4 protein-coding genes are annotated in these 7029 nt (G+C 28.3%); 3 read left to right on the top strand and 1 reads right to left on the bottom strand.

The window, feature by feature from the left end; translation table 11 throughout:
• Positions 1-103: 103 nt before the first annotated feature.
• The 3 genes from L3J60_RS06605 (at position 104) to L3J60_RS06615 (ending at position 5363) form a co-directional block, all read left to right on the top strand.
• Complete coding sequence (locus L3J60_RS06605) at positions 104-2041, top strand: YgiQ family radical SAM protein (protein WP_291974705.1); 1938 nt, start codon at positions 104-106, stop codon at positions 2039-2041.
• Positions 2042-2110: 69 nt separating this feature from the next.
• On the top strand, positions 2111-3712 hold the full coding sequence (locus L3J60_RS06610; RefSeq protein WP_291974706.1) for a mechanosensitive ion channel family protein: 1602 nt from the start codon (positions 2111-2113) through the stop codon (positions 3710-3712).
• Positions 3713-3725: 13 nt separating this feature from the next.
• The gene (locus tag L3J60_RS06615; RefSeq protein ID WP_291974707.1) at positions 3726-5363 is read left to right on the top strand and encodes a Zn-dependent hydrolase; all 1638 of its coding nucleotides are present in this window, start codon (positions 3726-3728) and stop codon (positions 5361-5363) included.
• Between the two features lie 158 nt (positions 5364-5521).
• Here L3J60_RS06615 and L3J60_RS06620 read toward each other — a convergent pair whose 3' ends face one another.
• Positions 5522-6814, bottom strand: coding sequence for a carboxypeptidase-like regulatory domain-containing protein (locus tag L3J60_RS06620; RefSeq protein ID WP_291974708.1), 1293 nt, complete (start codon positions 6812-6814; stop codon positions 5522-5524).
• Positions 6815-7029: the final 215 nt, after the last annotated feature.

Below are 7029 nucleotides of genomic sequence, written 5' to 3' on the forward strand. Positions count from 1 at the left end.
CTTTATAAGGTTTAAATTGTTAACAAACCTTAACATTCATTAACACTTCTATTGAATTTATTAGATAATTTAAATTGATTTATTTACTGTATTTTTGCAAAATATGATACACAAACTTTCAGATTGGTTACCAACTACTAATAAAGAAGTAAAACTACGAGGGTGGGATAATTTAGATGTTATTCTTTTTAGTGGAGATGCCTATGTAGATCATCCAGCGTTTGGACCAGCAGTTATAGGAAGAATTTTAGAAAGTTATGGTTTAAAAGTTGCCATTGTGCCACAACCTAGTGTACATGATAACTTGCAAGATTTTGTAAAATTGGGTAAGCCAAATTTATTTTTTGCGGTAACCGCAGGTGAAATGGATTCTATGGTTAGTAATTATACTGCAAGTAAAAAAAGACGAGATAAAGATGCTTATACACCTAATGGAGATAAAGGTTTTCGACCAGATTATGCAAGTGTAGTTTATTCAAATATTTTAAAAGAAAAATTTCCTGATGTACCAATTTTAATTGGAGGAATTGAAGCTTCACTTAGAAGAGTTACACATTATGATTATTGGAGCAATACATTAAAGCCATCAATTTTAGAAGATTCAAAAGCAGACATGTTAGTTTATGGAATGGGTGAGCAACCGTTGCATGAAATAGTACATTTATTGCAAAAAGGAGTTCCGTTTTCAAGTTTAAAAACTATAAAACAAACTTCATTTTTGGTAAAAGAATCTGAAAAAATACCAAAAAATAAACATTGGGATGATGTTACAATTCATTCACATGAAGCTTGTTTAAAGGATAAAAAAGTATTTGCATCAAATTTTAAAACTATTGAAAAAGAATCTAATAAGATACATGCAAATAGAGTTCTTCAAAAAATTGGGAATTCAACTTTAGTAATTAATCCACCTTTTCCAACAATGACTGAAAAGGAAATTGATGCTTCTTTTGATTTACCTTTTACCAGATTACCACATCCAAAATATAATAAGCGAGGTCCAATTCCAGCTTATGAAATGATAAAATTTTCTATAAATATTCATCGTGGTTGTTTTGGTGGTTGTAGTTTTTGTACTATTTCGGCACATCAAGGTAAATTTATTGCAAGTAGAAGCAAAGCATCTATTTTAAAAGAAGTAGATAAAGTAGCAGAAATGCCCGATTTTAAAGGTTATTTATCTGATATTGGTGGACCTTCTGCAAATATGTATAAAATGAAAGGTAAAGTTCAGGAAATTTGCGATAAATGTGTTGCGCCTTCTTGTATTTCACCTATAATTTGTTATAATTTAGATACTTCACATAAACCATTAACGGAATTATATCAGGCGGTAGATAAGCATCCAAAAATTAAAAAATCATTTATTGGTAGCGGAATTAGATATGATATGTTGGTTCCAGAATTTAATAAAAAAGCAAATGCTAAAGAGTTAGATGATTATACGGTTGAAGTTTTAACAAAACATGTTTCAGGTAGGTTAAAAGTTGCTCCTGAACATACTTCAGATAATGTTTTAAAATTAATGAGAAAACCATCATTTAAATATTTTCATAAGTTTAAAGAACAGTTCGATAAAATTAATTTTAAAAAGAAATTAAATTTACAGTTAATACCTTATTTCATTTCTAGTCACCCGGCTTGTGAATTGGAAGATATGGCAAATTTAGCGGCAGAAACTAAAGATATGGGATTTCAACTAGAACAAGTTCAGGGATTTACACCAACTCCAATGACGGTGGCTACGGTTATTTATTACAGTGGTTATCATCCATATACTTTAAAATTAGTAAAAACTCCAAAATCAAAAGTAGAAAAAGAAGAACAACATCGTTTTTTCTTTTGGTATAAAAAAGAGAATAAAAATTGGATTAAAAACACGCTTTTAAAAGTTGGTAGAAATGATTTAGTTACAAAATTGTTAGGTGCAGATAACTGGCAAAGAAATAAAAAAGTTAAGGTAAATAACACTTTTGATGAAACCGTAGTTTTTACTTCAAGAAAAAAAAAGAAATTCAATAAAAAGAAATATAAAAAATAATAGATTTCTTCAACAAGGTCAATCATTTAAAATGCTAAATTTGATTTTAGTTTAAAATTATCCAAAAACATGAAAAAATTAGGTTTCCTTTTTTTGATTATTTCATCAACATTATTTGGTCAAAATAATGTTAAAGTTGATTTAAGTAGTCCAAATTCCACAATTTATACACATTTATATTTTTTACAACCAGACTCTTATGAACCTGAAAAAGCAGCAGCTACTATTTACGGTTATAAAGGCAAAAAGGCAGAAGATATAGCCATTAAACTTAAAAAAATATTAGATGGTAAAGGCTTAAGAGTTGATTTCACAAAAGTGCCAACTAACAAAATGTATTCGGATACTGTTAACTATAAAATAGGGCATAAATATGTGTTATTTCCTTATCAAATGCCTGACATATACGTCGAAAAAATAGGAAAAAATTGGTATTATTCTTCAGAAACGATTAGTAAAGTTGATAAACTTTATAATGAAGTTTTTCCTTGGTACACCGAAAAACTTCAAAATGTAATTCCGAAATTTGGGCATTATTTTTTTTTTAAAATTGAATTGTGGCAATATTTAGGATTAGTAGTATTGCTTATCATTAGTGTATTTCTTTTTTATGTATTACGTAAAATAGTTTTTTATAGTTTAAAAAAATTTCAATTTTGGATAATTCATAAATCTAATGACAGCATAAATAATGCCTTAAAAAAATTAACAAGACCTATTGTGCTATTGTTGATTAGTTGGGTAATTATAAAATTGTTACCATCGCTCCAATTAAATTTAGATGTAAATACATTTTTATTTTTAGCGATAAACATTATGATTACTGTCTTTTGGATTTATGTTTTCTTAAAATTAGTCCAAGTTGTAATGAGTATTTATGCTGATTTTGCGGCATCAACTCATAATAAATTAGACGACCAATTAGTACCTATTCTACATAATTTTTTAACAGGAGTAGTTATTTTCTTAGGAATTTTAAAATTACTAACCTTATTTGGTGTTGAACCAACAGCGGTAATTGCAGGTGCTTCAATTGGAGGTATTGCTGTTGCTTTAGCATCACAAGATACCGTAAAAAACTTGATTGGAACCATTATGATTTTTGTTGATAAACCGTTTCATATTGGGGATTGGATTGAAGCTGGAGAAGTTGTAGGAACTGTAGAAACTGTTGGTTTTAGAAGTACAACCGTTAGGGCTTCAGATACTTCTGTCTATCAAATTCCGAATAGTACGTTGTCTGAAATGGTTGTAAATAATAAAGGGTTAAGAACGTACAGGCGATATACCACAAATTTGGGGCTGCGTTATGATACACCTCCAGAACTTATTGAAGCATTTGTAGTAGGACTTCGAAAAATAATTGAATTGCATCCAGCAACTCGTAATGATGCTTTTAATGTTGAGTTTATAGGTTTTGGAGATTCTGCTTTATTAATATTAGTAAACTTGTATTTTATAGCACTAGATTGGAACAAAGAACAAGCTTCAAAACATAGTTTACATATTTCAATTTTAAAATTAGCTAAAGAATTGGGTGTAGAATTTGCATTTCCTTCTTCAACAATTATGATTGAACAATTTCCAGATAAAAACAGCTTAAATCCAAAATACAATATAAATAAAAGTAGTATTGATAAAATAATTAATAATATAAAAAAGCAAGAATAATATGAAAAACATCATGTACTTCATAATAATTTCAGCTTTGTTTTCTTGTAATCAAAACAAAGAAGGAAGAAAACCCAATAAACAAGTTACTGTAAAAGAAAATATAAATGCAATGGATAAAAAACTTAATAAATATACCTCATTTAAATTAACTGCAGATGTAAGTAAATTATCGGAAAATCAACGTAAAATGTTGCCTATTTTAATTAAAGCAGCCGATAAAATGAACGAATTGTTTTGGTATGAAGCTTATGGAAATAAAACGGCATTATTTGCTAAAATAAAAGATGATGCTACCAAAAAATTTGCTGAAATTAATTATGGACCTTGGGATAGGCTAGATGGAAATAAATCTTTTGTTGAAGGAATCGGTGAAAAACCAAAAGGAGCAAATTACTATCCAAAGGATATGACTAAAGATGAATTTAATAAAAGCGAAGCTGAAAATAAAGCAGGTTTATACACTTTTTTAAGAAGAGATAAAGAAGGAAAATTAGTTTCAATTCCTTATCACATTCAATTTAAAAAGCAAGTTAAGAAAGTTTCAGAATTATTAAAAAAAGCTGCTGAATTGGCGGATGATGCTGGATTAAAAAACTACTTAAAATTAAGAGCGGAAGCTTTTTTAACGGATAATTATCAACCAAGTGATTTTGCTTGGATGGATATGAAAACAAATACTTTGGATATCGTTATTGGTCCAATTGAAACCTATGAAGATCAGTTGTTTGGCTACAAAGCTTCACATGAAGGTTATGTTTTAGTTAAAGACCAAAAGTGGAGTAAAAAACTAGCTCATTTTATCAACTTTTTACCTGAATTGCAAAAAGGGTTACCTGTTGATGAAGCTTATAAAAAAGAAACTCCGGGAACAGATTCCGATTTAAATGCGTATGATGTGGTTTATTACGCTGGCGATTGCAATGCCGGTAGTAAAACTATTGCTATTAACTTACCAAATGATGAACAAGTTCAATTAAAAAAAGGAACTAGAAGATTGCAATTAAAAAATGCTATGCAAGCCAAATTCGACAAAATTTTAGTTCCAATTGCAGATGTGTTAATAACCAAAAGTCAACGTAAATACATAAAATTTGATGCCTTTTTTGCAAATACTATGTTTCACGAAGTTGCTCATGGTTTAGGAATTAAAAATACCATAAATAATAAAGGTTCTGTTAGAAATGCGTTAAAAGAAAAAGCATCTGCTTTAGAAGAAGGAAAAGCAGATATTTTAGGTTTATATATGGTTGAACAGCTACACAAAAAAGGTGAATTAGGCGGTGATATGAAAGATTATATGACCACTTTTATGGCAAGTATTTTTCGTTCAGTTCGTTTTGGAGCATCTAGTGCACACGGAGTTGCAAATATGATTCGTTTTAATTTTTTTAAAGAAAAAGGAGCTTTCACCAAAAATGAAGACGGTACTTATAAAGTGAATTATGAAAAAATGGAAGGAGCTATGAAAGATTTGTCTAATTTAATATTAACCTTGCAAGGAAATGGTGATTATGTTGGAGTTACAAAATTGGTTGATGAGAAGGGTAAAATTTCACCAGATTTACAAAAAGATTTGGATAAGTTAAGTAATGCTAATATTCCTGTGGATGTTATTTTTGAACAGGGAGTTAAAGTTTTAGGATTATAAAATAAAAAAGAAACTGTTTAAAAAGTATTGAAAACCGTCATTCTGAACTTGTTTCAGAATCTTATTTAGTCATTATGAGAACCTGAAACAAGTCCGCCGGATGCTGGCAGATTCAGGTTGACAAATTTTACTTTTTAAATAGCTTCCTTTTGAAACGATTAATTTAAGTTTCGCAATTGTTTTTTAATTTTTTTAATGGCATTTTCAATTGGTTTTTCAGGCTCAATAACATTATAGGTTCCCCAGAAATTTGGATCACTAAAACCTGATGCTTTTTCACTCATAATTACAGAAGGACGTAAGCGTTCTCTTGGTTTAAAATATTTATTATTTTTATTTTTATGCCAATTTGTTATGGCTAATTCACTGGTAGTCCTATAAATGGTATTAAACCATTTTTTATCCCAATTAATTTTAAAACCTAACTCAATTCGGCTATAACCAAAATACCATTTTCCATTTTTTTCACGGTAATTTACTTGATAAGAGGTTTCTATTGGAGTAACTTTAGCATTTCTAGGTTTTTTAACAATAAATAATCGACTAGCTTTTTCCTTATTGGTTAAATTTAAATGAAATTTTGCTGATATTAAGGCAAATGATTTAGCATCAATAAATAGTTGCCCGTAATATAATGGAGATGTAATACGTGGTTTTTGTTTAAAATTAACAACATAAACGGGTTTATTATCTATTTTAGTTGTAGTGCCAAAAGTAAAATCATAAATAGCAAACATATCTTCAGCAAAAAAAGAATTTTGATTTTTAATAATATCAATATATAAATTACTAAAAGGACCGCCTTTTAACTTAAAAGCTACCGTATCTAATTTTTTATAATCTGTACTTTTACGTGCTTTGTACAGTTTTAAAATATCATTTCTCTCATTGGTATAGGATTGTTTATTAATTTCTATTACTGCTTCAGATAAAGAAACATAAGTATTCCTTTTTTTTATAGTTTCCCTATAAAACGCAGTCATATTACTCAAAAAATCAAGATAATTATTTCCTTTATTTTGTAATACTTTCTCTACTAATGATTTTGCATCTTTAAAATGAATTTTTACTTCTGATAGTTTTTCAATATAGGTTTCTAATGTTATTTTTGCATTTTTACTTGGAAGGTCTTTCAAATTTATAACCTCACTTGTATACCCTAAAAATGAAATAATAATGTTGTTATTTATATATTTTAAAGGAACTTTTAATTGATATTCTCCTTGAGTATTAGTAACTGTACTTATATTTGTAGCAACTATGGTTAAGGTAGCAAATGCTAGCGATTTATGTGTATTACTAGCTATAACTTTACCTTTGTAAACTACAAATTTAGTGGTGTCTTGTTGTTGAACAAGAGTATTTATTGCAAATGAATTTTGAAAAACTAGAAAAAAGATGCCTAAAAGACTTAATTTTTTCAGGACTGATATTTTATTAAAGACTAACATAACCAAAAGAGTTTAAAACGTTATACCTAAATTTAATTACACAAGTTAATCAATTTTAAGGATAAAAAAAAGGAACTACAATTAAGTACAGGGCAAACTCACACTTTTTCTTTGATAAAAGCTAGATAATCAGTTGATTTATAGTTGTCAAAGTTATTAATTATTTGTATATTATACTGATAATCAATAATTTACATCAATGACATCAAGTAGTA

Origin of the sequence: Lutibacter sp., assembly GCF_021647475.1 — a bacterium.
Classification (GTDB): domain Bacteria; phylum Bacteroidota; class Bacteroidia; order Flavobacteriales; family Flavobacteriaceae; genus Lutibacter.